12 protein-coding genes are annotated in these 25,710 nt (G+C 75.5%); 6 read left to right on the top strand and 6 right to left on the bottom strand.

Annotated features, from left to right (window positions below; genetic code table 11):
• Nucleotides 1-229 precede the first annotated feature (229 nt).
• The 3 genes from AC5R91_RS31195 to nhaA all read left to right on the top strand — a co-directional run bounded on the left by AC5R91_RS31195 (nucleotide 230) and on the right by nhaA (nucleotide 5,494).
• Nucleotides 230-892, top strand: a complete 663-nt coding sequence (locus tag AC5R91_RS31195) for a copper resistance CopC family protein (RefSeq protein WP_495394860.1) — start codon at nucleotides 230-232, stop codon at nucleotides 890-892.
• A gap of 2 nt (nucleotides 893-894) precedes the next feature.
• Entirely contained in the window at nucleotides 895-3,495 is a 2,601-nt protein-coding gene (locus tag AC5R91_RS31190) for a bifunctional copper resistance protein CopD/cytochrome c oxidase assembly protein (protein ID WP_495394859.1), read from the top strand.
• 637 nt (nucleotides 3,496-4,132) lie between these two features.
• Nucleotides 4,133-5,494, top strand: a complete 1,362-nt coding sequence (nhaA, locus tag AC5R91_RS31185; RefSeq protein ID WP_495394858.1) for a Na+/H+ antiporter NhaA — start codon at nucleotides 4,133-4,135, stop codon at nucleotides 5,492-5,494.
• Between the two features lie 59 nt (nucleotides 5,495-5,553).
• On the opposite strand, the gene AC5R91_RS31180 is transcribed toward nhaA, so the two are convergent.
• Complete coding sequence (locus AC5R91_RS31180) at nucleotides 5,554-8,415, bottom strand: HAD-IC family P-type ATPase (protein WP_495394857.1); 2,862 nt, start codon at nucleotides 8,413-8,415, stop codon at nucleotides 5,554-5,556.
• Between the two features lie 289 nt (nucleotides 8,416-8,704).
• Complete coding sequence (locus tag AC5R91_RS31175) at nucleotides 8,705-9,583, bottom strand: undecaprenyl-diphosphate phosphatase (protein ID WP_495394856.1); 879 nt, start codon at nucleotides 9,581-9,583, stop codon at nucleotides 8,705-8,707.
• An 802-nt stretch (nucleotides 9,584-10,385) separates the two neighbouring features.
• On the opposite strand from AC5R91_RS31175, the gene AC5R91_RS31170 reads away from it, so the two are divergent.
• Complete coding sequence (locus AC5R91_RS31170; protein ID WP_495394855.1) at nucleotides 10,386-11,855, top strand: MFS transporter; 1,470 nt, start codon at nucleotides 10,386-10,388, stop codon at nucleotides 11,853-11,855.
• Between the two features lie 482 nt (nucleotides 11,856-12,337).
• Here AC5R91_RS31170 and AC5R91_RS31165 read toward each other — a convergent pair whose 3' ends face one another.
• On the bottom strand, nucleotides 12,338-17,338 hold the full coding sequence (locus tag AC5R91_RS31165) for a cation-translocating P-type ATPase (protein WP_495394854.1): 5,001 nt from the start codon (nucleotides 17,336-17,338) through the stop codon (nucleotides 12,338-12,340).
• A gap of 9 nt (nucleotides 17,339-17,347) precedes the next feature.
• Nucleotides 17,348-17,917, bottom strand: coding sequence for a hypothetical protein (locus AC5R91_RS31160; protein ID WP_495394853.1), 570 nt, complete (start codon nucleotides 17,915-17,917; stop codon nucleotides 17,348-17,350).
• A 19-nt stretch (nucleotides 17,918-17,936) separates the two neighbouring features.
• On the opposite strand from AC5R91_RS31160, the gene AC5R91_RS31155 reads away from it, so the two are divergent.
• Nucleotides 17,937-19,226, top strand: a complete 1,290-nt coding sequence (locus AC5R91_RS31155; protein WP_495394852.1) for a hypothetical protein — start codon at nucleotides 17,937-17,939, stop codon at nucleotides 19,224-19,226.
• Here the strand turns inward: AC5R91_RS31155 and mftR are convergent.
• Nucleotides 19,126-19,737, bottom strand: a complete 612-nt coding sequence (gene mftR, locus AC5R91_RS31150) for a mycofactocin system transcriptional regulator MftR (protein WP_495394851.1) — start codon at nucleotides 19,735-19,737, stop codon at nucleotides 19,126-19,128. The genes AC5R91_RS31155 and mftR overlap by 101 nt on opposite strands.
• Before the next feature lie 160 nt (nucleotides 19,738-19,897).
• On the opposite strand from mftR, the gene AC5R91_RS31145 reads away from it, so the two are divergent.
• Nucleotides 19,898-24,229 (top strand): mycofactocin system FadH/OYE family oxidoreductase 2, encoded by a 4,332-nt coding sequence (locus AC5R91_RS31145; protein WP_495394850.1) that lies wholly within the window; start codon nucleotides 19,898-19,900, stop codon nucleotides 24,227-24,229.
• 26 nt (nucleotides 24,230-24,255) lie between these two features.
• On the opposite strand, the gene AC5R91_RS31140 is transcribed toward AC5R91_RS31145, so the two are convergent.
• Nucleotides 24,256-25,545, bottom strand: coding sequence for an FAD-dependent monooxygenase (locus AC5R91_RS31140; RefSeq protein WP_495394849.1), 1,290 nt, complete (start codon nucleotides 25,543-25,545; stop codon nucleotides 24,256-24,258).
• Nucleotides 25,546-25,710: the final 165 nt, after the last annotated feature.

The raw sequence follows: 25,710 nt of genomic DNA, 5'->3' as shown, positions 1-25,710 counted from the left end.
CACAGCGCGCGCAAACCCCACGCGGAAGGCCCGGAGAGGCCCGTAGCCCGTCAGGGGTAGGGGGTGGGGGGGTACCAGCAAACCCATTTGACGGCACCAGAACTGACCCCAAAGCGGGTCGAAGCACCTACGACGAGGGCCCGTTGCCGTTGCTGCTGCGCGGGTTCCGCCCGGCAGTGACCACGATGTACGTTCTACGGCGCGTAGAATCCGGCGGGTGCGACGACAGGTGCAGACGGCTTCCGCGCGTCGCGGCGGCGCCCGGCGGAGCAGGGTCGCCGCCGCGGTCGGCGTCGTCGCCGCGATCCTGCCCGCGCTGCTGCTGGCCCTGGCGGCGCCCGCCGCGGCGCATTCCAGGCTCGTGGCCACCACGCCGGCGGCGGACAGCGTGCTGCCCGCCGCCCCGGGTGAGATCACGTTGACCTTCAACGAGTCCGTCTCATCCCGCTACACCCACGTCGCCGTGACCGGCACCGATGGTGCCAGCGTGATCAGCGGCGCCACGATGGTCGAGGGCGCCACGGTCCGCCAACCGCTCATCGCGCTGGCCGGCGGGCGCTACACGGTCTCCTACCAGGCTGTCTCTGAGGATGGTCATCCCGTCGGGGGGACGTTCACGTTCACCGTCGCCGGACGGGCGGGCCCGCAGGGCGGCGGCGCCGGCTCCGCGTCGCCGGCCGGAAGGGGTGTTCCCGCTCCCGGCGTCGGCGCGGCCACCGCGGCGGTCCCCGGCGGGGCCGCCTCGACCGCGCCCGCCGCCGGCGCGCACGATGGGGACGGCGGGGGTGTCGGCGGGGCCCTCTTCGTGGTGATCGCCGCCGTCGTCGTGGTCGTCGTCGGCGGCCTGCTCGTCTTCCTGATCCTGCGCCGTCGTCAACCCGGAGCGCACTGACCATGGACAAATCCGCCTCGACGGGCACGCCCACCTCGACCGGCGGTCCCGTCGCCCCGGAGATCCTCCCGTCGGGGGGCGTCTCCCCGGCGTCGCTGTCCGCCCGGCCCGCGGGCGCCGCCCGCGCGCTGCCCGTCGCCGTGCTGGCCGGCTGTGCCGTGCTGGCTCTGGTGGTCGGCTTCGGTCCGGGTCCGCTGCGGCTACCCGGGCTGCCCTCGTCCGGCGAGGGCACCTACTGGGCGTTGCCGTTCGCCCGGCTGGTGGGTCGGATCGCCTCGGTCGCCACGCTCGGCTGGCTGCTCACCGCCGCGGTCCTGCTGCCGGCCCGGCGCGCCCCCGCGCGCCGCGACCGAGAGCCGTCCGCCGCGGACGCGCCGGCAGCGCGGGCAGGCGACGCGGCGACACGCGCAGGTGATGGGGCGGCGGCTCGCGCGGGTGACGCGCGGGCGGGCGCGCGGGCGGTCGCCCTGCCGGAACGTGCGGCCGGGTCCCGTCAGCGGCCGTTGACGTCGACCGCGCGCCGCTGCGGGCGGTACGCGGCCGACGCCGCGGTGGTGTGGTTGATCGCCACGCTGGCGGAGCTGGTGTTCACCCTGTCCGACGTCTCCGCGCAGCCGGCCGGGGACGTGCTCGACCTGCACGCGCTGCGCTCGTTCGTCGCCTCGACCGAGCAGGGCCGCGCCCTGCTCACCGTCGCCGCGCTCGCCGCCGTGGTGGCGATCGTGGGCCGCACGGTGACGACGACGACCGCGGCCGGCACGCTGCTCGCCCTCGCCGCCATCGGGCTGCTGCCGCCGGTCCTCGCCGGGCACGCCGCCACGTCCGGTGACCATGCGATCGCGGTGGTGGCGCTCGCCGTGCACATCCTCGCCGCGTCGGCGTGGGTGGGCGGGCTGCTGGGCCTGCTGTCCGCCGTGCGGCTGCCCGCCGGCTCCTTCGGGCCTGCGCTGCGGCGGCACAGCCGGTTCGCGGCCGGCGCAGCGGCCGTCACCGCGGTCAGCGGAATCGGCGGGGCCGCGCTGCGGCTCGGCGGGTTCGCGCCGCTGTGGGAGACCCGCTACGGCCTGCTCGTCACACTCAAGGCGGTGGGCCTGATCGCCGCGGTCGTGCTGGGCGGCCTGCTGCGCCGCCAGGTCGTCGCCCGCCTTGCCCCGGCCACGCCGCCGACCACGCTGGCGGGTCGGACTGCGACGGGGGCCGGGACCACGGCAGTGGCTGGGACCACGGCAAAAGCTGGAACCACGGCAAAAGCTGGAACCACGGCAGAAGCTGGAACCACGGCGGGGGCTGGGACCACGGCGGGGGCGGTCGGCCGGTTCGTCCGCCTGGCGGGCGTGGAGCTGACCGTGCTGACGGCGACGCTGGGGCTGGCCGTGGGGCTGTCCCGCACGGCGCCGCCGGTGGACGACGCCCTCGTCCCCGCCGACCCGACCCGGGCGCTGCTCGGCTACCCGATGCCGCCGCCGGTGTCGGCCGTCCGGCTGGTCGCCGACTGGCGGATCGACTGGGTGTTCCTCAGCGCCTCCGTGATCGCCGCGGGGCTGTACGTCGCCGGGGTGCTGCGGCTGCGCGCCCGGGGCGTCCGCTGGCCGGTCGGGCGCACCATCGCCTGGCTGTGCGGGCTGGCCGTCGTCGTCTTCGCCACCTCCAGCGGGCTGGGGCGCTACGGGCCCGTCCTGCTCAGCGTGCACATGACCCAGCACATGCTGCTGAGCATGCTCGCCCCGATCCCCCTCGTCCTCGGCGCGCCGGTCACCCTGGCGCTGCGGGCGATGCGGCCCGTCCGGGCCCCGCACCGCAGCGGGCCTCGGGAGTGGCTGGTGGCGTTGCTGCACTCCTGGCCGGTGCGGGTGCTGACCCATCCGGCGCTGGTGACGGTGAACTTCATCGGCAGCCTGTACGTGCTGTACCTGACGTCGCTGCTGACCACGCTCATGCACAACCACCTCGGCCACCTGTACATGAACGTGCACTTCCTCGCGGTCGGCGTGTTGTTCTTCGAGCTGCTCATCGGGATCGACCCGTTGCCGCGGCGGCTGCCGCACCCGGGGCGGATCATCATGCTGCTCAGCGCCGTTCCGTTCCACACCTTCCTCGGAATAGCGATCATGAGTGAGTCGTCGCTGCTCGCGGCCGGCTGGTACGGCCGGCTGGTACGGCCGTGGGGCGTCAGCGCGCTCAGCGACCAGCACACCGCCGGCGCCATCGTCTGGGCGTTCGGCGAGCTGCCGACGTTCGCCGTGCTCATCGTGCTGGTCATTCAGTGGTCGCGGATGGACGACCGACGCACCCGGGCCCGCGAGCGCCGCATCGCCGCCGCCGGCGACGTCGACGCGGAACTCGACGCGTACAACGCCTACCTCGCCCGGCTCGCCGACGGCCCGACCCGCCGCCGCACCGCGGCGACGATCAGCCCGGGGCTCACGGCCGGCGTGGCGAGCGGCGGCGGGCCGGCGGGACCTGCCACCACGGGACCTGCCACCACGGGATCGGCCGCGCCCACGGTCGCCGCGGGGCCGGCCACGGCTACGGCTCCCGCGCCCCGGGACGCCGCAGACGACGAGGGTGGCGGCGGGCGCGCTTCGGCCGGGGGCGGCGGCTGACGGCGCCCGCGACGGCGTCTCGCCAGCCGGGCCGGCGACGACCCCTGCGCGCCGCCGTCACGTCCGCGTGACGGCGGTCGACCGCCGCCCGATTCTCGCCGTACGCCATGCTGGGCAGACATTCGTCTCCACCCGTCGCCCCGGCACCCGCTTTCCACCGAAAGTAGTGCGTGACGGCACGGGCGCGTAAGCCTGAACGGAATAGAACATCGCCGGTTCCCGCCGTATTGGCAGCCCATTTCCCGGCAAATCCCGGGCCGTGGCAGGCCACCGGCGGAATGTCGGCGGGGCCGACGGCCCGTCGCATGGGTGGTACGCCCGGCCTCGCCGCGACCCCCGGAAAAGCCCGCGACAACGGGTCCGGACGTGGCGTCTTCGCCATCGACACCGCAGGAGAAGGCATTCCTCGTTACGATCTACAAGGCGGCCGGGAATCCGCCGCCGATCCGCAGACGCCGTCGCGGGGCGGCCGCGACGGAGGAGCAGTCACGTGTCGCAACCGCCCCGTGAACCGGGCCCGGTCCGCCGCCGAACCGCGCAGAAGCAGGCAATTGTCCCGGGCCAGGGAAAAGGTCCGGCCCGGTGGCCGCGCCGACCGTACGGCGACGCACGAGGGGCATATCGCGACCGGTTCGCCGTGTTCCTGCGGGCGGAGACCACCGGCGGGCTGTTCCTCGTCGGCGCGACGGTGGCCGCCCTGGTCTGGGCGAACGTCGCACCCGGCGGCTACAACGCGGTCTGGTCCACCCCGGCCGGCCTCGGCCCGGCCTGGCTGCACCTGGCCGACATGCACGTCACCGACTGGGTCGCCGACGCCCTGCTGGCCGTCTTCTTCTTCACCGTCGGCCTGGAACTGCGCCGCGAACTGACCGTCGGCGCCCTGGCCGACCGCCGCAGCGCGGCGCTGCCCGTCGCCGCCGCGGCCGGCGGCATGATCGCACCCGCGCTGATCTGCCTGGCCCTCACCCACCGCACCCCGGGCGCCGGGCACGCCTGGGCCATCCCCGTGGCCACCGACATCGCCTTCGCCCTCGGGGTGCTGTCGCTGGCGGGCCGCCGGGCCCCGGCGGGACTGCGCACCGTCCTGCTCGGCCTGGCCGTCGCCGACGACCTCGGCGGCATCCTGCTCATCGCCGTCGGGTTCAGCAACCGGATCTCCCCCGGCTGGCTGGCCGCCGCCGCCGCCCTGCTCGCCGCCGCCGCCCTCGCCCACCGCCGGCGCTGGGCCTCACCGCTGCTGCACGTCCCGCTCGCCGTCGCCACCTGGGTCTGCGTGCACGCCGCCGGCATCCACGCCACCGTCGCCGGCGTCGCCCTCGGCCTGCTGGTCCGGGTCCGGCCCGACCCCGGCGAACCCGAGGCGCCCGCCGCCCGGCTCGAACGGCACCTGGGCCCCATCAGCGCCGCCGTGGTCCTCCCCGCGTTCGCGCTGTCCGCCACCGGAGTGTCCCTCGCCCCGTCGGCCCTGCTGCACGTCGCCACCGACCCGATCAGCCGGGGAGTCGCCGTCGGCCTGTTCGCCGGCAAACTCCTCGGCGTCCCCGCCGGGGCGTGGCTCGCCGTACGCCTCGGGATCGCCCGCCTGCCCGACGGCGTCCACTGGCGCCACCTCGTCCCCCTCGGCCTGCTCGCCGGTGTCGGCTACACCGTCAGCCTGCTCATCGCCCGCCTCGCCCTGCCCGACCCGACCGCGGTCGAAGGCGCCTCCACCGCGATCCTCACCGCGTCCGTCGCGGCCAGCGCCCTCGCCCTCACCGCGCTGCGCACCCCGCTCGCGACCGTCGGCGTCCCGGGCGCCCGTGGGTCGAGCAGGCCGGTCGAGCAGGCCGGCGGCCTGGCCGGACCGATCCCGCATACCCGGCGGGAGTCGGACGGCGGCCCGGCCGGCGGGCAGGAGCCGCCCCCGGCGAGCCGGCCGTCGGCGCAGGCGGGGAAGCCCTCGGCGGGGAAGGCTGTCCCCGGGAGGTCCGCTGCCCGCGCCGCCCGCCCCGCATCCTGACCGGCACCGTGGCGCCCTCGGGCCGCGCGTCCCGTCCCGTCCTCCCCTCGCGGCCCGGGTCAGGCGCGAGCCCCCGGCGTCCCCCCACCCGCGGCGGGCTGGGCACCGGGCAACGGCTGCGCCGGCAGCGCCGGCAGCGTCCGCACGTTGCTCTGCGTCGTCGAGGGGCGCCGCGCCGCGGCCAGCTCATTCCTGGAGGCCGCGACCGACAGGTGCCGGCGGGTCAGCAGCCAGACGAGTTCGAGCAGGACCGCCGCGCCCGCGGCGATGCCCACCCCCGTCCACGGACCGGTCGTTCCCACCAGCGACAACTGGAAGAACTCCTGGCCGAACGGGATCACCAGGACCAGCACGAAGGCGACCGCCATGGTCAGGACCAGGGCGATGCGCCACCACGTGTAGGGGCGGGCGACGATCGCCAGCGCCCACAGCGCGATGAGGAACAGCGTCAGGGTCGCCATCGACGTCTCGGCGTTCAGATCGTCGTAGATCGACCGGGCCACCAGGTAGGACGCCATGGTCGCCGCCGCGGCGAGGATCCCGGCGGGCAGCGCGAAGCGCAGCACCCGGCCGACGAAGTCCGGGCGGGCCCGCTCGGCGTTCGGGGCGAGCGCGAGGAAGAACGCCGGGATGCCGATCGTCAGCGAGCCGAGCAGCGTGAGATGCCGCGGCAGGAACGGGTAGGGCACCCGGGTGACGACGACCAGGATGGCGAGCAGCACCGAGTAGACGGTCTTCGTCAGGAACAGGTTCGCGACACGTTCGATGTTGCCGATGACGCGGCGTCCCTCAGCGACGACGGACGGCAGCGTCGCGAAGCTGTTGTCGAGCAGGACGATCTGCGCGACGCCGCGGGCCGCCTGGCTGCCCGAGCCCATCGCGACGCCGATGTCGGCGTCCTTGAGGGCGAGGACGTCGTTGACGCCGTCGCCGGTCATCGCGACCGTGTGCCCGCGTGACTGCAGCGCGGCGACCATCGCCCGCTTCTGCTGCGGGGTCACCCGCCCGAAGATCGAATGGGTTTCCAGGGCGTCGGCGAGGCCGACGGGATCGGTCGGCAGCGTCCTCGCGTCCACCGGCGAGTCGGCACCGGGCAGGCCCAGGGAACGGGCGACCGCGCCGACGGACAGCGCGTTGTCCCCGGAGATCACCTTCGCCGCGACGTTCTGCTCGGCGAAGTAGCGCAGCGTGTCCGGCGCGTCCGCCCGCAGCCGCTGGGCGATCACGACCAGCGCGACCGGGACGACGGCCGCCGGGACGCTCGCCGGGTCGGCCAGCGCGCCGTCGAGCGGGGCGGAGAACCGGCCGAGCAGCAGCACCCGCAGCCCGCGCGCGCCGTAACCGTCAACCTCGGTGAGCACCGGGTGGCCGGCGGGCAGCAGCACGTCCGGCGCGCCGAGCAGCCAGGTGGTGACGGTGCCGGCCGGGTCGGCCAGGGTGGCACCGCTCCACTTGCGGGCCGAGGAGAACGGAGCGTCCGCGCGCACCGTCCAGCCCACCGGCGCCGGGTAGGCGTCGATGATCGCCTGCATGCTGGGGTTCGGTCGGGTGTCGGCCGCGCCGAGCACGCCGAGCACCTGACGGGCCGCCTCCGTCGCGGGGCCGCCGTCCGTGTCGGTTGCGGCCGTTGCGGCCGTTGCGGCCGTTGCGGGGGTTGCGGCGGGTGCGGCCGTTGCGGAGGGTGCGGCCGTTGCGGAGGTTGCGGCGGGTGCGGCGGGTGCGGGGGTTGCCGCGGTCGCCGCGGTCGCGTCGACGATGCGCAGCTCGGCGACGTCCATCGCCGCCTCGGTCAGGGTGCCGGTCTTGTCGAGGCAGACGACGTCGACGCGGGCCAGCCCCTCGATCGCCGGCAGCTCCTGGACGAGGCACTGGCGGCGCCCCAGCCGCACCACCCCGACCGCGAAGGCGACCGAGGTGAGCAGCACGAGCCCCTCGGGCACCATCGGCACCAGGCCCGCGACCATCCGACGGATCGCCTCGGGCAAGTCGTCATCGTTGACGAAGATCTGGCTGATGATCAGCGCGACGCCGGTCGGAATGATCATCCAGGTCACGACCCGCAGGATCGTGCTGACGCCGGCGCGCAGCTCGGAGTGCACCAGGGTGAACCGGCTGGCCTCCTCCGCGAGCTGCGCGGCGTAGGCCTCGCGGCCCACCCGGGTCGCCCGGAACGCACCCCCGCCCGCGACCACGAAGCTGCCGGACATGACCTGGTCGCCGGGCAGCTTGTGCACCGGGTCGGCCTCGCCGGTCAGCAGCGACTCGTCGACCTCCAGGTGTTCGGCCTCGGCGACGACGCCGTCGACGGGAATCCGGTCGCCCGGCCCGAGCTCGATGACGTCGTCGAGGACGATCTCGGACGCGGCGAGCTGCGCCGCGACCCCGTCGCGGCGCACCAGCGGCCGGGACTCCCCGACCACCGCCAGGCGGTCCAGGGTGCGCTTGGCGCGCAGCTCCTGGAACAGCCCCACCAGGGTGTTCGCGACGATCACCCCGCCGAACAGGGCGTCCTGCAACGGGCCGACGACGAGCACGAACGCCAGCAGGACGCCGATGATCGCGTTGATCCGGGTGAACACGTTGGCGCGGACGATCTGCCCGAGGGTCCGGCTGGAGCGCAGCGGCACGTCGTTGACGTGGCCGTCGGCGATCCGCTCGGCGACCTCGGCGGCCGTCAGCCCGGCGGCGGCTGCGCCGGCTGCGACGGATCCCGCGGACCTCACGGACCCCACGGTCGGGGCGGCTGCGCCGGCCGGATCACCTGCCTCGACGGCCTCGGCAGGGTCCGCCGGGTCACCGCCCGACGCGACCCCGCCGCCCGACGCAATCTCGCCGCCCGACGCAACCCCGCCGCCCGCCGTGTCCGGGTCGTCGTGCCGCCCCGGGGACGGCCGCGTTCCCGCGACCCCTGGCCGATTCATGGCGTTCCTCCACGCTCCGTCGCGGCCGCCACCAGGAGCTCGGCGGCGGCGTCGGGCATCGCCTGCTGGGCCCGGGTCCGGCAGGCGGCCGGCGCGCGCACGCGGATCCATGCGCGTGCCCGGGGACGGCCACGTCCCGGCATGCCGCGTCCCCTCGGCGCCGTGTTCCCCGCCACCGCGCCGAGCAGGTACCCCGCACCCCCGCCCACCGCGCGTCGCGTTCCGTACGCCGCATGGGCTGCGAGCCCACCGTAGTTGACGCGACCGCGGCGGGTCCGTCCGCGGGTCGTCAGTCGGTCGCGGCACCCGCGTCCGCGCTGATCGCGCCCCCTGCGAGCAGCGCCAGCAACAGCAGCCCCAGCGCGACCCGGTACAGCACGAACGGCGCGAAACTGCGGGTCGAGATGTAGCGCAGGAACCAGGCGATGGCCGCATAGCCGGTGGCGAACGCCACGATCGTGGCGACGATCGTCGGCCCCCAGGACACCTCTTCGCCGTCACCGCCGATCGACTTCAGCTCGAACACGCCGGAGGCGAGCACCGCGGGCATCGCGAGCAGGAACGAGTAGCGCGCGGCCGCCTCCCGGGTGTATCCGAGCAGCAGCCCGCCGCTGATCGTCGCCCCCGACCGGGACACGCCCGGGATGAGCGCGGCCGACTGCGCCAGCCCGTAGAGCAGGCCGTCGCGCACCGACAGGTCGGGGAGGGTCTTGCGCGGCCGCGGCAGCGAGTGCCGCCCGCGCGGGCGGCCCTTCGAGGCATACCAGTCCGCGCCGCCGAGGATGAGACCGAGCACGATCAGCGTCGTCGCGATCAGGCGAAGGTCCCGGAACGGGCCCTCGATGGCGTCCTGCAACGTGACGCCGAGCAGACCGATCGGGATCGTGCCGAGGATGACCAGCCAGCCGATGCGGGCGTCGGTGTCCTTGCGCATCTCGCGGCGGGTCCACGACAGCGCCCAGGCCCGCACGATCCGCGCGATGTCCCGACGGAAGTAGATCAGCACCGCGGTCTCGGTGCCGATCTGGGTGACCGCGGTGAACGCCGCGCCGGGATCCTCCCAGCCGGCCAGCGCGGCGGTGATCCGCAGGTGGGCGCTGGAGGAGACGGGAAGGAACTCGGTCAGCCCCTGGACCAGCCCGAGAACCGTGCCCTCGAAATAGTTCATGGGCGCCGGCTGGAGCCCGCGGGCCCACAGCGCCCGGACTGCAAGCCGTGCCCGGAGCGCCTGCAGCGGCCGGAGTGCCTGCAGCGGCCGGACTGCATGCCGGTCGGCGGGTCACCCGCCCGTCGGGTCCGGTCTGGTCGCGTCATCCGTCTGCACCCCTCCACGCGCCTCACGCTAGCGGAGCGCGAAGCACGCCTTCAGGGCGGGGACGACGGCCGCCATCGGGCCCGCGGTCGCGGCGACGCGCCCGAATCGTCAGCATCGTGCCTGGTAGGGTGCGTTGCAACTCGTCGTCCGGTTTCCCGCCGTCGTGGCCGGTATGGGCGGCGGTCGTCGACGCGTTCGCCGCGCGTCGGCAGCCCGGACGGTCGCCGCGTCGGCGTCCACGCCCCGGGCCGGACGTTGCCGGGCTTCGTCACCCCGCCGGATTCGCGCCCGCTGCGCGCTGTGGCCCGCGGACGCATCCATGAACCTTTCCCACGACGACGCCGCCGTCCCCCCGGACGTGCCCCACCCCCTCACCGCGCCATCCCGCCGCTCCCCGCGTCTGACGCCGGGCACCGGCGCCGGCCACCGGCGCGCGACCGCCCTCCCCCGCCTGGTCCGCCCCGGCCGGCGAAGCCACGCCGGTGCGGCGCACCGCCCCTCCTCCCCCAACGTGACCTCCCCCAGGCCGACCTCCCCCAGGCCGGCCGAGCCGCCCATCCCGGCGGGCTCCTCGCCCGTTCGGACCACACCTGCACTGCCAGGGCCGGCCGTGTCGCCCGCTGCTCCCGACAGCCTGGCGACCCACGGTTACGGCATGTTGTTGGACCAGCCGGGCGGGTGGGTGCGCGTCGCGGCCGGACTCGTGGGGCGGCTACCCGTCTCGATGCTGGGTCTGGGCAGCCTGCTGCTCGTGGCGGACGTCACCGGCTCCTACGGCCAGGCCGGCGCCGTCAGCGCGACCCTGGCCCTGGCCGGTGCCCTCACGGGTCCCGTGATCAGCCGACTCATCGACCGAGCCGGCGCCCGCCGGGTGCTGCTCGTGCTCGCCGGCCTCCACGTCCTCGTGGGCGTCGTGTTCGGACTGGTGGTGCTGGTCCGGGCGCCGACCGTGGTGATGCTGGCCGCGGCCGCGCTGACCGGCGCGACACTGCCCCAGGTCGGCGCGGTGGCCCGGGAACGCTGGGCGAACCTGCTCGCAGGCTCGCCGACCCTGCAGTCCGCCTACGCACTGGAGTCCGTGCTGGACGAGGTGTCGTTCGTCCTCGGGCCCGCCGCGGCCGGCCTGCTCGCCGGTGCTCTGCCCCCCGCCGGGCTGATCGTCGCCCTGGCCTGCGCGGCGACGGCGGTACCGCTGTTCGCGGCCCTCCCGGCCACGGATGTGCCCCGGCCCGTCCGGACCACGCCCGGCACCGGCACCCCGCTTGGCACCAGCAACAGCGCCCCGTCCGACGTCGGAACCTCACCGCGCGTCGGTGAAGTGGCCGGCTCCGTGACCTCGACCTCCGTCGCCGCTGGAACCTCGACCGACACCAGTAACCCGATCGACACCACCACCTTGGCCGACACCACCACCTCGGCCGCCACCACCACCTCGGCCGCCACCAGCACCTCGGCCGCCGCTGGAACCGTTGCCCACAGGGGTACGACAGCCGGCGCCTGCGCAACGACCGCCCGCCGATCCGTGCCGGTGGTCCTGCTGCCCGGCATGCCGGCGGTGATCATGGCATTCGTCGGGCTCGGCGGCTTCTTCGGCGCCGGTGAGGTCGCTCTGATCGCGCTCGGCCGCGAGCATGGCTGGGGAGCCGGCGCCGGGCTGCTACCCGTCCTGATCACCGTGGTGAGCCTGCTCAGCGGGCTGGTCTACGGCGCGCGCCCGGCCGGCGGCGACCCGGTGCGCCGGTTCGCGCTCGCGGGCCTGGCGCTGGCCGTGGCGGCGGTGCTGATCCCGGTCACCGATCGGCTGGTCCTGGTCGTCGTGGGGGCCGGCCTCGCCGGCCTCCCGCTGGCCCCGCTGATGATTCTCGGAAACACCGTCGCCGGGCGGCTGGTCCCCGCCACCCGGCGGACCGAGGGTTTCACCTGGCTCACCGCCGGCACCAGCGTCGGAGCGGCGGTCAGCTCGCCGCTGTGCGGAATGGTCGTGGACGCCGCCGGGGCGCGGCCGGCGACCGTCGCCATCCCGGTCTCGGCCGGCCTGGCCGCCGTCGGCGCGCTGCTCGCGGCACGGTCCGATGCCGCACGGTCCGATGCCGCACGGTCCGACGTCCCGGACCCGACCGGCTGACTCGGTCCATCCGCCGCCGTCCGCGGGCGTTCACCGCGGATGGCTTCACCATCACGTCACACCGCCGAACGGGGAATCTCGCCTTCCGTTCACCTTAGGACCGCATGGTGTCACCGGAGCGCGGGGTCCGTCGACGCATGCCCTGATCCGCGTCGACACGGGCGGCCGAGCCGCTCCGACGGCGTCGGATCCGCGCGTGCAGCACGTCCACGGCAGCTTCGGGAGGTCCGATGATGAACCATCTGCTCGCAGGAGTGATCATCGAGGTGGTCGGGACAGCCGTGATCCTCGTCCTGACCACCCTGGTCCGCCGCTGGCTCGGTGTGCCGGCCGGCCAGCGAGCCTGACCCGGCTCGGTCTGGCTCGGCCCGGCTCGACCCGGTCCGGCCTGACCCGGCCCGGTCGGGCCCGGCCGGAGGTAGGGCGGGCCCGGCCGGGCGACACACCCGCCGCCTCGGCCGGGTCAGCCCAGATCCGACTGGTCAATGCGGGCCGGGCGGCCTCTCGGAACTCTGACGCCTCGCCGCCCGCCAGGCCACGAAGGTGGCCGCGCCGGCGGCGCCCAGCGCGATGCACCAGCCGACCGGCCCGACCGGGCGGGACCCGAACAGCGCGCTGAGCACCGGTGTCTGGACCAGCACGGCGAGCGCGACCACGCTGGCGATCGCCGTCGTGATGACCAGCGGATCCCGGCCCGCGAGGGTCAGGGTCTGGCCCAGTTGGGCCCCGACGAGCGCGAGTAGCGCGACGGTCGAGGCGCGCCGCCGGGTACCGGTCAGCCGGGCGAGCAGCCAGGCGGCGCTCGCTCCGCCCGCGGTCGTCCCGCCCCGGATCAGCAGGATGCGTCGCAGCGGGCCGGTGAGCCAGTCGATCGCCGCCACGCCGCCGCGGCGGACACCCCCCGGACCGGCCGGGCCGGTCCCGGGCAGCGCCCGCTCGACAGCCCCACCCGTCCGGGCGGACTCGGCGCCGCCGACGGCGGAGGGCTGCCCGCCCTGCGGTGCGCGCCCCCGGACGGCGAGCGCCATCGCCGGGGCCATGTCGGTCAGCAGGTTGACGAGCAGCAACTGGCGCGGATTCAACGGCGCCGTCCCCCCGAGTGCCGTGCCGAGAACGGTGAACGCGACCTCCCCGGCGTTGCCGCCGACCAGCACGGACACCGCATCGGTCACCGCCTGCGACATGCCCGCGCCCTCCTCGAGGGCGTCGACCAGGCGGGTGACGTCGGCGTCGGTCAGCAGGAGGTCGGCGGCGCCGGTGGCCGCCGCCGACCCGTGGCCGCGGACGGCGACACCGACGTCGGCGGCGCGAATCGCGGCGGCGTCGTTCGTGCCATCCCCGGTCATGGCCACGACGTGGCCGCGCCGGCGCAGCGCGAGGACGAGGCGCACCTTCTGCTCGGGGGAGATGCGCGCGAACACCGTCGCCTCCTCGACCCGGCGCGCGTACTCCTCGTCGCCGAGCGCCGCGAGCTCCGCGCCGGTGACGACGTGATCGGCCCCCGGGACGCCGAGCTCGGCGGCGATCGTGCCCGCGGTCACCGGGTGATCTCCGGTCACGACGAGCACCCGAATCCCGGCCTCGACCAGCCGGCGCACGGCTGGGGCCGCCGACGGTCGGGGTGTGTCGGCCAGGCCGAGGAAGCCGACGAGTTCCAGACCGCGGAGCTGCTCCGCCCCCACCGAGCTCCCCCGGCCCGATCTCGGGTGCCTGCCCGGGGGCCACGGCCTGTCGGGTGGCATCGGCTCCGGCGGCGTCTCTTCGGGCAGTGTCCGCTCGGACGAGGTCCGCTCGGACGACGGGTGGTCCGCACGGGCGACGGCGAGGACTCGGAGCCCGCGCCGGGCCAGGTCCTCGGCGACCGACGCCGCCGCGCGCCGCCGGACGGACCCCAGCCCGCAGCGGTCGAGCAGCACCTCCGGGGCGCCCTTGACGGCGAGCGCCTCCGTCCCATCCGGGCCACGCAGCAGCGTGGCCGCGTATCCACGCGCGGTCTCGAACGGCGTCTCCGCCAGGCGTTCCCCCAGCGGAGGAAGCCCGTGGGCGGCGTCGAGCACCGCCCGGTCGGTGGCGTGCGGCACCGGCCCACCCGGCGCGGGACTGGCCGCGGCCGCAAGCCGGTGAACCGCCGCCGCGGCCGGGTCCGATGCGGCGACCCGCCGCCATCGGGCGGCTGGCACGCCTGCGGCACCGCCCGACCCTCCTCGCGCCACGCCCGCGCGGACCACGACGTCGCGCAGCACCAGCCGCCCCTCGGTGAGGGTGCCGGTCTTGTCGAAGCACACGGTGTCGACACGGCCGAGGGCCTCGACGGTGCGAGAGGAGCGGACGAGCACTCCGAGCCGGGCCAGGCGGCGCGCCGACGCCATCTGCGCGACGGTGGCGACCAGCGGAAGCCCCTCGGGGACCGCGGCCACCGCCACGGCCACCCCGGCGTTGACGGCGGACCGCAACGATGTGCCGCGCAGCCAGGACAGGCCAGCCACGGCGGCCCCGCTGACCGCGGTGAGCGGCATCGACAGCCGGGTCAGATCAGCGAGCCGGGCCTGCACACCCTGCGGGCGGTCGTGGCCGACCGCGGCCTGCCCCGCCCGACCGGCCTCGGTCGCAGCGCCGACGGCGACCACCACCGCCCGACCGGCCCCCGCAAGCACGGTCGTCCCCTCGTAGAGCATGTTGCGCCGCTCGGCGAGCGCGGCGCCCGGAGTCGGGGCGAGGTCCTTCAGGACGGGCACAGACTCCCCCGTCAGGGAGGACTCGTCGACCTCCAGGGACTCGGCATGGACCAGCCGGGCGTCCGCGGGCACCACGTCGGCGGCACGCACCTCGACGAGGTCGCCCATGCGCAGGTCGCCCGCGTCGACGAGCAGGGTCCCCGCCGTCGTCACCAACCGGGCCAGCGGAGTGTGCCGGGCCACCAGCCGGCGCATCACCGCCTCGGCCCTGGCCCGCTGCGTCCCGCTGACCACCGCGTTGGCGACCGACACGCCCGCCACGAGTGCCGCGTCGACCGTCGACCCGAGCACCGCGCTCGCGGCGGCCCCGACGAAAAGCACCGGGATGAGCGGATCGCGCAGGTCCGAGAGCACGGCGCCGGGGAGCCCGCGGACGCTGGACACCATCGAGCCCAGGGCCCCTCCGGAGGTCGGGGAGTCGAAGTTCCTCGCAGCCGGCTGGCCCGCCGGCGAGGGACCTGCGAATGGCGCGGCCACGGGCATGGTCCCCTCGGGCGGGACCGGCCGTGCGGAGTCCGGTTCGGCGGTGCGGGCGACGGTCAGACCCGCCGGGTCCCGCGGACCAGCGGCCAGGCGGCGTCGCACGGTGTCGGCCGACAGGGCATGCCAGTCGGTGCGCCATACGGGCGCCGGAGGGCTCCGCCGGTCGGCGCGGCTCGCGCTGAGCGCGCCGAGGGCCATCGCGGCAAGCGCGGCGGCGTTGACCGGCCCGCCGCGTAGAAGCTCCGCGGGCCGGAGCAGCGCCGCCCAGCCGTGGCCCGCATCGGCGTCCCCGCGTCCCAGCCCGGCGATGGTGGTGAGGACGGCCAGCGCCGACGCGGAGTGGGCGAGGGTCGCCGACCGGCTGCTGACCGCCGCGGCGACCGGCGGGAGCTGCAGGATCCGCCAGGCATCGGCGAGCCCGTCCGCGCAGATCAGATCCGCGGACCAGGGCGGCCGGGCACCGGGGGCGTCCACCCCGATGGCCACGTCCGCGCAGAACATCGCGTCAGCGTCGTCGGCGATCGCCGGCGCCTCCGGTCGCGCGCCCCCGGCCACGGCGGCGACCACCCGACCGGCCGCCTGCAAACGCCAGACCTCGGTGTCCGCAGGCGTGTCCGCGGACAGCACGGTGTCGACGATCGCGGCGAGCTCGGCCGTGCTGGCGTGGGCGGTGAGCACGACGGTGCCGCAGGACCGGGCCGCGCGCAGGAGCGCCTCGGCGAGACCGTCGAGTTCCGCGCCGACGACGGCACGCGCCCGGCGGCGGCCGGCGCGCAGCTCGACGGGTAGCCCGGCCGGGTGCAGCGCCGACCGCGGCCCGTGGGCGTGCATCGCCACCACCCGGGCGGCCCCCTCCCGCGCCACGACGTCGCCCGGGTGGAAAACCCTCCGCGGATCCACCTCGTCGAGCAGCCGGTCCGCCCGCGACCAGGTGGCCGCATCGGCGGCGGACAGCACCCGCATTCGCTGTCCCAACAGGACCGGTGCGCAGACGACGACGGCGTCGATCCGATCGAGCCGGCGCAGGCTGGCGGCATCGAGGGTCAGCACGTCCCGAGCGGACAGCCGGCGCGCCGCCGTGGCCGCGAAGACCTCCCGGCCCAGTCGGGCCGCCCGCGGCACGGTCGCCAGCACCAGCTCGCCGCCCATACGCGGGGAGCCGTCCGCAAGCAGGCCGGCCGCGCCGACGGCGAGCCCGACGGCGGCCATCCGCTCGGCGCTGCGCTCGATCGGGCCGGCGGGAAGCGGGCGGGGCCGACGTTCCCGCGCGCGGGCGCCGAGCTCGCCGGGTAGTCGGGACGGGCCAGGCAGACCGCCGGGCGGCGGCTGCCCCGACACCGTCGGATCCGCGGCACCCGGCGACGCCGCAGCATTCGGCGACGCCGCGGCACCGGGCCGGTCCACCGGCGGCAGGATGTCCGGGAGGGCTGGCCGGTCAGGGACCGCACGGCCCGGCTCGGACGGAACCGTGGGCGAGGCGAGTACCTGGTCCGCCTGGGCGGTGCGGCGCAGCAGGTCGGACTGCCGGCGGATGAACACCGCCCGTTCGGCAAGCAGCTCGCCGACGGCCGCCGCCCGGTGGGCAACGCCGACGACGAGGGTGTCCGGGCTCTGGGTCACCGCACCCGCGCCCGCGCCGAGCAGGCCGATCATCAGATCGGCGCCATGCTGGCCGAGGCGGCGTTCGACCGCCCGCCGGACCCACGGTTGATGATCCACGAGCGCCACCACGGCTCCCGCGGCGCGGGGCACGGCGGGCACCCGGCAGATTCGGGCGGCCACGGTGACGCCGAGCGCCGCGGTGTCCACGCCGAGTCCGATCACCGCGGCCGCCACCGGCCCCGGATCCCCCGGGTGCGCGGCCCGCCCGCGCGCCCCGTCCGGGTCCGGCTCGCCGGGGGCGCCCTGGCGCAGGGCTGCCTCCGCCGCGGCGACGGCCTCGACCAGCTCCGCCACGTCCACCCGATCGGAGTCGAAGCTGACCAGGACCCGCCCCAGAGCCTCGTCGACCCCGGCCCAGTCGACGCCGTCCAGTCGATGCAGCGCGGCGACGACGGCGCGATGCAGCCGGCGCCGGTGGACGTAGGCGACCGCCGGATCCGGCTGCGTACCCTCGGGCCACGGCGGATGAACCTCGATATGCGCGTCGCCGTCCCTCGTCCACACTCGCCGCGGTCGCCGCTGCGGCCGGGTCAGCTCGGCGCTCAGCGTCCGGACGAGCACCGCCGCCGCAGACCTGGCCGCGGCCGGGCCGGGAAGCCTCACGCGCGGGGGTTATCCCCGAGAGCGAGGCCGAGCGGCGCCGCCGCCGCCGAGACCGTTGTGACCAGGTCGCTCAGGACCAGGTCGGGAAGAACCAGGCACCGTTGAACCACGTCCCCCGGAACCACGCTCGTGGCGGCCGTTCCCGCTGTGGCCGTTGCGGTCGGACAGCCCGCCCGGCCCGTGTTCGGCATGCCGGAACCGACGCCACAGCCCACGCGGGCCAAGGCCGACTGGCAGCTCCGCGCTGATCTCGACCTCGGCCTCCCGCTCCCGCGCAGGAGCAGCCTGCGGTCCCACCGCATGCCCGGCCACGTAGGTGCCGGCGGCGATGGCCAACGCCACCGGCCACTCGATCAGCTCGACCACGGCCAGAGTGCCCAGGCCGAGGTAGTAGGCGGTGCGACCCGGGGTGGGCAGGCTCAACGGCCCCAACCGGACCTGGCCGCCCGGCGCGGGTGGCGGGGAGACCTCGAAGTGGGCAGTGACGAAGGGCAGTCGCAGAGTCGCCGTGCGCAGCTCGGTCGGAGTGTCTCGGCGGCGACGGGTCTGCGCCACACCCCCCGCAGGGGTGGAGCTCACCCGAACGGCGGAGGAGGCCGTGACCCGGCTGCCCCCGGCCTTCCGGACGGTGCCGCGTCCGCTCACGGCCCGGCCCGACGTCGTCGCAGTGACCCGGCCCGACGCCGGCCTGGTCGCGGCGGCCCGCGATGTCCCGGGACGCGTCGCCGCGCCGGCCCGGGTGCTTGCAGCCCGGCTCGTGGTGCTCCGGCCAGCCGCCGTCGACCGGCCGGCGGTGGCCTCGCCCGACGCCGACCTGTCCGTGCCCCGGGGGGCGGCGGCCGCCGAGGCCGCGGTGCCGCGCCCGGACGCCGCCCGGCTCGGCGTCGACCGGCTGGCGGGGCCCGTTCGGGCGGCTCCCGCCCGCGCGGTGGTCGACGGGGTGCCCGCGGCCCGTCCCGCAGTCCCGGTGGTCGTCCCGACGGAGGCCGATCCCGTCGGCGCCGCCGAGGCGGCGGACCGGCGGCCCGAGGCTGCCCGAGTCGTGCTCGCCCGGGTGGAGCTGGCGCGCGTGGCGGCGGACTTCGCGCTCGCCGGCCCCGACTCTCCCACCTTCCCGGAACTGGACTTGGCGGTGCTGGACTTCGCCGCGGTGGATTCTTCGGTGGCGGTCCTGCCGGTGCCGCTCTTCGCGGTGCCGGTCTTGGCGGTGGACGTCCTGGACGCGCCGGAGCCGGATGTGGCGGGCGCGGACGTGGAGGAGCCCGACGTGGCAGATTCGGGCGTGGCAGATTCGGACGTGGCGAAACCGGACGTGGCGGAACCGGACGTGGCGGAACCGGACGTGGCGGAACCGGACGTGGCGAAGCCGACGCCCGTGGTGCCTGTGCCAGTCGCGCCGGGAGACGTGCCGGCCGAACCGGCCTGCGATGCCGATGCCCCCGCAGACGCCGGGCCCAGCCGCAAGCCGCCATCGCCCGACGACGAGGCGCCGCCGGCAGGTGACTCCGAGGGATACAGGGAGGTCGCCGAGGTCCCGGCGATGGTGTTCTCGCGCGTACCAGCGCTGCTCGGCTCGGCGCCGTTCCTGGAGCTCGTGCTTGCCATGGAGCGCTTCCTCCCCGTCAACCAGCCGGCCGTCGACTCCGAAGAGTCATCGGACTGCGTCGATGGATGCACAGCCTCGCAGCTTCCACGCCGAAGCGCCACCGCTCACCGCAATGATGTGACTACTTTTTGTCGCGACGCGCGCGGGCGGAGCGCCGCCGGGCGGTACGGCCCCCCAGCCCTCAGAAGGCCGCGAAACCGGTCGCAAGCAGCCCGAGCGCTTCGCCGAGGATCGCGACCAGGTCCGTGCCCTCCTCCCGCAGCCACTGTTCGTACGCGGTGACCGCGACCCCCAGGTGCGCGGCTGCGACCGCCTGCGGCGTCAGGGCGTCCGCCGGTTGACCGACCCGGCGGGCGACGAACTCGGCGATGACGCCGCGCCAGCTCGCGTAGCGCAACGTCGAGTGCGCCTGCAGGGCCGGGGTGCGCAGGATGAGCGTCATCCGGCGGCGCAGCCAGGCGCCCTCCGCGGGCGGATAGGTGTTGAAGTCGAGAATCGCCCGGCGCAGCACGGCAACCGTCGGTTCGCCCGCCGCGGCGGATGCCAGCGACGCGCGCATGACCTCGAGCTGGCCGTCGAAGTCACCCCAGGGGACGTCGTTCTTGGAGGCGAAGTAGCGGAAGAAGGTGCGCCGCCCGATCCCGGCCGCGCGGGCGATGTCGTCGACGGTGGTCTCCTCGAACCCACGTTCGGTGAAGATCTGTAGGGCGAGGTGTTCGAGCTCCGCCGCGCTGGTGGCGGGCCGGCGGCCGGTGCGTCGACCGTCGGCGCCCATGCTCACAACGGGGGGCATCACTTGCCCCTCACCCCACTTCACTTCACTTTCGGCACCGAGTGCCATTAATGTTCGAGGCGGCGGGCGACGCCCGGTCGGCCCGCGTCGCCGGCACACCGGACCTGCCGCGCCCAGGCCGCACCCCGCCCGCTACCCACCATCACCGTAGAGGAGATCGATGCGGCCCGGGAAACCGGCGGGCGCACCGCCCGTCCGCGCGGTGGACCCACCCACCCGGCTGAGTCAGCCGATCGTCCTGCGCGGCGGGCGGCGCGCGCCCTCCCGGGTCCTGTTCGGACCGCACGAGACCAACCTGGGCCGGGGGCGGGCGCTGTCCGAGCGCCATGTCGCCTACTACGGGCGGCGGGCGGCGGGCGGCGCCGGCGTGATCGTCACCGAGACCGCCTCGGTCACCCCCGACGACTGGCCCTACGAACGGGCCCCGCTTGCCGCCGACTGCGGGTCCGGGTGGGCGGCTGTGGCCCAGGCGGTCCGCCCGCACGGGACCGTGCTGCTGGCCGGCCTGGGCCATGCCGGCGGCCAGGGGTCGAGCGCATGGTCGCAGCAGCCGTTGTGGGCCCCCTCCCCGGTGGCCGATGTGGTGAGCCGCGAGGTACCCGCCGAACTGGACCAGAGCGCGATCGCGGGCATCGTCGCGGGCTTCGCCGCCGGGGCCGACCGGGCGGTGGCGGCCGGGCTCGACGGAGTGGAGATCGACGCCGGGGTGTTCTCCCTGCTTCGGCAGTTCCACTCGGGGTTGACGAACCGGCGTGCCGACGACTACGGCCGGGACCGGCTCCGCCTGACCCGGGAGATCCTCAGGGCGGTCCGCGCGGCCATCGGCGACGCGCGGATCCTCGGCCTCCGGCTGTGCTGCGACGAGTCGGCACCCTGGGCGGGCATCACCCCGGACCTGGCGGCCGACCACGTCGGCGCGCTCGCCGGCCTCGTCGACCTGCTCGTCGTCGTCCGTGGCGGCCCGTTCGCGACGGGCGCGTACCGACCCGACGCGGCCACCCCACCGGCCTTCAACACCGATCTCGCCCGCCGGATGCGCCGCGCCGCCGACGGGCGGGTGCCCATCGTCCTGCAGGGCAGTGTGGTGGACGCCGCCGACGCCCAGCAGTCCCTCGACACCGCGGCCGCCGACGTCGTGGAGATGACGCGCGCCCTCATCGCGGAGCCGGACCTGGTGGCTCTGGTCCGCGCGGGCCACGGCCACCGCATACGTCCCTGCGTGCTGTGCAACCAGGCCTGCCAGGTCCGGGATGTCCGCAACCCGGTCGTGAGCTGCATCGGCGAGCCCGCCAGCGGCCATGAGACCGTCGAACCCCGGCCCCGCGGTCGCGCCGCGGCGCCGGTGGACGTCCTCGTCGTCGGCGGCGGCCCGGCCGGACTGGAGGCCGCGCGCGTGCTGGCCACCCGCGGGCACCAGGTCCGACTCGCCGAACGCGGCGCCCGGCTCGGCGGGACGCTGCGGATCGCCGCGCGTGGCCCTGGGCGCGACCGGCTCGCCGGGCTGGCCGACTGGTGGGCGGCCGAGTGCCGCCGGCTCGGGGTTCGGATCTGCCTGAACACCGATATCGGCATCGAGGAGATCGACCAGCACCGGGCGACCGGCGGCGCCGTGCTGCTCGCCACCGGCTCGGTCCCGGCGCCCCCCGCCGCGCGGACCGACCTGCCCGCCCCCGACGCCGCCGCGACGATCAAGGTCCTCGACGTGGTCCACGTCCTGGCGGCGGGGCCGGCGGTCCTGCCTCCGGGGCCGGTGGTCGTGCATGACCCGCTCGGGGGACCCGTGGGGGTGGCGACCGCGCAATGGCTGGCCGAGTTCGGCCGGCCGGTCACGATCGTGACGCCCGACCCGGTGGTGGGCGCCCGTCTCGCCGCCGGCGATCTCGCGCCCGCGAACGTGCGGCTGGCCCGCGCCGGGGTCCGGCGGCAGGTGCGGTCCCGGGTGCGCGAGATCGGTTCGGGCGGTCTGGTGCTGGAGGACGTGTGGACGTCCGAGCGGCGGATCCTCGGCTGCGCCGCCGTCATCGACTGCGGTCCCCGGCTGCCGCGGGACACCCTGCACACCCACCGCCCGGACCTGCCCCGAGCGGGGGACACGGTCGCGCCACGGACCATCCTGACGGCCGTCCTCGAAGGCCGTCGCCGAGCGCTGGAGATCGACGTCGGTCGGCCCGGCTCCCTCCGGGCGGACCATGGCATCCCCCGCTCTGACCATGATCGGCCCACCCGGACGGATGATGCCGCGGGCGGCCCACAGGGGCCACAGAGGTCGCAGAGGCCGGAGGGACCACAGAGGTCGCAGAGGTACGGGCCCGGCGGGGTTGGGACGGGGGAAACTCCCGGCCTGTTCACCCCTCGGCGAATCGGGCCGTTGACACTGCGCAACCGGATCGTGTTCTGTGCGCACCTGACGAACTACGCCGACGAGGGTCTGCCGAACGCACGCCACGCCGCCTACTACGCGGCCCGGGCGGCCGGCGGAACCGGGATGGTCATCACCGAGGAGCTCACCACCCACCCGGGCGACCGCCCCTACGAGAAGATGATCCGCGGTTTCGACCCGGCGGTGATCCCCGGCCTACGGCGGATCGCCGACGCGGTCCACGCGCACGGGGTTCCGGTCCTCGCCCAGCTCAACCACAACGGTGGGCAGTCCGCCTCGACCTATACCCGGCTGCCCGTCTGGGCGCCGAGCGCGGTGGCGGACCCGATGTTCCGCGAGGTGCCCAAGGCACTGACAGAGTCCGAGATCGCCGACGTGGTCGCCGGTTTCGCCCGCACGGCCGCACACGCCGTGGCAGGCGGGTTCGACGGCGTCGAGGTGCAGGGTTCGCACAGCTCCCTCATCCGTGGGTTCCTGGCCCCGGCGACGAACCGGCGCACCGACCGCTACGGCGGCTCGCTCGCGAACAGGGCTCGACTGCTACTGGAGATCATCGAGGCGACGCGGGCCGCGATCGGCCCCGGCCGGGTCCTCGGCGTACGGCTGTGCGGGGACGACGGGATCGAGGGGGGCATCATCCTCGACGAGGCGGTCGCCGTCACGGCGATGGTCGAGGCCACCGGCGCGGTCGACTACCTCAACACGGCCATCGGTGTGGCCACCTCGACGCTGCCGCTGATCGTGCCGAGCATGCAGGTCCGCCCGGGCTACGCGGCGCACATCGCCGCGGCGATCCGGGCGGCGGTCGACCTGCCGGTCGTCGCCGTCGGCCGGTTCACCGACCCGGCGCAGGCCGAGCAGGTCCTGGCCGCCGGTCACGCCGATCTCGTCGGAGTGGTCCGCGGCCAGATCGCCGACCCCGCCTTCGCCGCGACGGCCCGGGCAGGAGACCGGGGCCGGGGCGGACGCGAGGAGGGCGCAGGCGACGGCCGGGGCGACCGCGACGTCGACGGCCGCCAACGCAAGAGCGAGCGGGACCAGGACGACCGGCGCGAGGACGACCGGCACCAGGGCGAGCGGGACCAGGGCGAGCGGCGCGAGGGCGGTACCTGTGTGGCCTGCAACCAGGAGTGCGTGGGCCGGACGGGCCGCAATCGCTGGCTGGGCTGCCTGGTCAACCCGCGGGCGGGCCGGGAGGCGGTGCCGCTGGCGCCGCCGCGCCGGCGCGGACGGCGGGTGTTCATCGTGGGGGGCGGCCCTGGTGGCCTGCGGGCCGCTGTCACCGCGGCCGGACGCGGGCACCGCGTCACCGTGGTCGAGCGTGGCGACCGGCTCGGCGGCCAGGTGCGCCTCGCCGCGCGGTTGCCGGGCCGGAGCGCGCTACGCGCACTGGTCGACGACCTCGCCGCCCGCCTCGGCGGGCTCGGCGTCGAGGTGCTGCTGGACACCGTCGCCGACGCCGATCTGCTGCACACCGCCGGCCCCGACGCCGTCGTCCTCGCCACCGGATCCCGGCCGGCCCGGCCCGACTGGGCGGGTGACGATCCACGGATCGTCGGCGTGCGAGAGGTGCTGACCGGCGCGGCCCGCCCGCGCGGGCGGGTGCTCGTGGTGGACAGCACGGGGTTCCACCAGGCCCCGTCGGTGGCGGAGCTGCTCGCCGCCCGTGGCGCCGACGTGACGGTGATCAGCGACGCGATGGTCGTCGGCCAGGATCTCGGCCTCACCCTGGACCTGGAGCGGTGGAACCGGCGAGCGGCCGCCCTCGGCGTCCGGCAGGCCGGCGATCTCGTCGTGACGGCCGTCGGCGACACCGACCCGGATCCGCACAGATCCGCTCCGCCCGATCCACCGGATACGTCCGGCCGCTCCGGGCACGCCGGGCATGTGGACGGGCTGACGGTGAGCGTCACGCACCATCCCACCGGGGCGGTGCGGCGACACGCGGTGGACTGGGTGGTCCATACCGAACCCCCCCGAGCAGAGGACACTTTGTGGTCCACGCTGCGGGTGGATGCCCCGTTCGAGCTACACCGGGTCGGTGACTGCCTGGCGCCACGGCGCGCGCACGCCGCCGTCCTCGAGGGTGACCGGGTGGCTCTCCTGCTCTGAGTAGTCCGAGGCGGCGAGGCAGGTCGTCATCGAGCCGCCTGCTCGGGCTGCTCGGCCCGCGACGGCACGGGCTCCCCCCGGCGGCGGGCCAGACACCACCGGCCGCCCGAGTTCAGGCCGCGCATCGCCCGGCGGACCACCGGGACCTGGGTTGCACGGTGCACTCGGTAGCGCCACGGCGGCTGCGGGCCGTGGCGCCCCGCCATCGCATAGGCGAACGACACCGCGCCCCGGTCGCCGTCCCGGCCGCCCTCCTCGTTGCGCTGCTCGTCGCCGTCCCGGTCGCCGGCCCGGTCGAGGTAGCGGTCCGCCTGCTCGAACCAGGTCATGCTGGTCCGCGCCGCCGCCTGCACCGGGCGCAGCGCCAGGCGACCCCGGGCGTCGAAGGACCGCAGCGCGGCGGTCAGATCGTCGTCGTTGTCGTCGAGGATCTGCGCGAGCATGACCGCGTCGACGATCGCCAACGCCGTCCCGGATCCCAGGGTGAAATGGGTCGTGTGGGCGGCGTCCCCGAGCAGCACGACGTTGTCGTGGTACCAGCGCTCGTTGGAGATCTCGGTGAAGCGCTGCCAGCGCGCGGTCCGGCCGCGACACTGGCTGATGAGGCCGTGGCCGTCCAACGGCTCGGCGAAGATCTCCTCCAACTCTCGCAGCGTGTCGGCGTCGCCACGCTCGCCGAAGCCGAGCCCCTCCCAGGTCCGCCGGGTGCATTCCACGATGCACGTGCTCAGGCCCGCGCTGGACGGGTAGGCGTGACACCAGATCCAGCCCGCCGAGGTCCGCTCGAAGTCGAAGGCGAAGGTGTCGAGGAACCTGTCCGTCCCCAGCCAGATGTAGGGGTTGCTCCCGGTCGCGACGCGGGTCCCGAACGGGTTCCCGCCCCCTTGGCGCACCCGGCTGTTGGCGCCGTCAGCGGCCACGATCAGGTCGGCGTCGGCGTACGCACGCGGATCGTCGACCTCGTGGCGGTAGGAGATCCTGACCCCGAGTTCGACGGCGCGCCGCGCGAGGATGTCGAGCAGCACCGCCCGCTGCATGCTGAAGCCGTATCCGGCCAGGTAGGCCGCGCCCGCCCCCGCGACGCTGATGCGCTGCTCCTGCCAGAGGGTGGACTGCGCCCGGATGTGGCGCGCGCTGGGGGGATCGTTGCGGAAGAAGACGTCGAGCAGGTTGTCCCAGTAGACGACCCCCCAGCCGTAGGTGGCTCCCGGCGGGTCGCGTTCGATCACCGTGACCTCGTGTGCGGGATTGCGCAGTTTCGTCGAGATCGCGAAGTACAACCCCGCCGGTCCACCGCCCACGCAGACGACGCGCATACCGAGTCCTCCGGATCCGCACCCCCTGTTCCGCGCCGCCCGCCGCCATCCGAGAACGACGAAATGGCGACGGTCGACCGGATCGGTACGTCGCCACCTCGTCCCCGGATTAGCAGAACAGCACTGAATGGTGGGTGTCGTGACAGTTGGTTGGAACGTTGCCGG

It is taken from the genome of Frankia sp. BMG5.60, assembly GCF_059428125.1.
This window is presented reverse-complemented; position numbering and strand designations above follow the sequence as displayed.

What these genes read in the sequence shown, in the direction of transcription:
- AC5R91_RS31170 (WP_495394855.1), top strand. Translation starts at nt 10,386, where the DNA reads ATGTTGTTGGACCAGCCGGGCGGGTGGGTGCGCGTCGCGGCCGGACTC.
- AC5R91_RS31175 (WP_495394856.1), bottom strand. Translation starts at nt 9,583, where the DNA reads ATGAACTATTTCGAGGGCACGGTTCTCGGGCTGGTCCAGGGGCTGACC.
- AC5R91_RS31145 (WP_495394850.1), top strand. Translation starts at nt 19,898, where the DNA reads ATGCGGCCCGGGAAACCGGCGGGCGCACCGCCCGTCCGCGCGGTGGAC.
- AC5R91_RS31180 (WP_495394857.1), bottom strand. Translation starts at nt 8,415, where the DNA reads ATGAATCGGCCAGGGGTCGCGGGAACGCGGCCGTCCCCGGGGCGGCAC.
- mftR (WP_495394851.1), bottom strand. Translation starts at nt 19,737, where the DNA reads ATGCCCCCCGTTGTGAGCATGGGCGCCGACGGTCGACGCACCGGCCGC.
- AC5R91_RS31190 (WP_495394859.1), top strand. Translation starts at nt 895, where the DNA reads ATGGACAAATCCGCCTCGACGGGCACGCCCACCTCGACCGGCGGTCCC.
- AC5R91_RS31140 (WP_495394849.1), bottom strand. Translation starts at nt 25,545, where the DNA reads ATGCGCGTCGTCTGCGTGGGCGGTGGACCGGCGGGGTTGTACTTCGCG.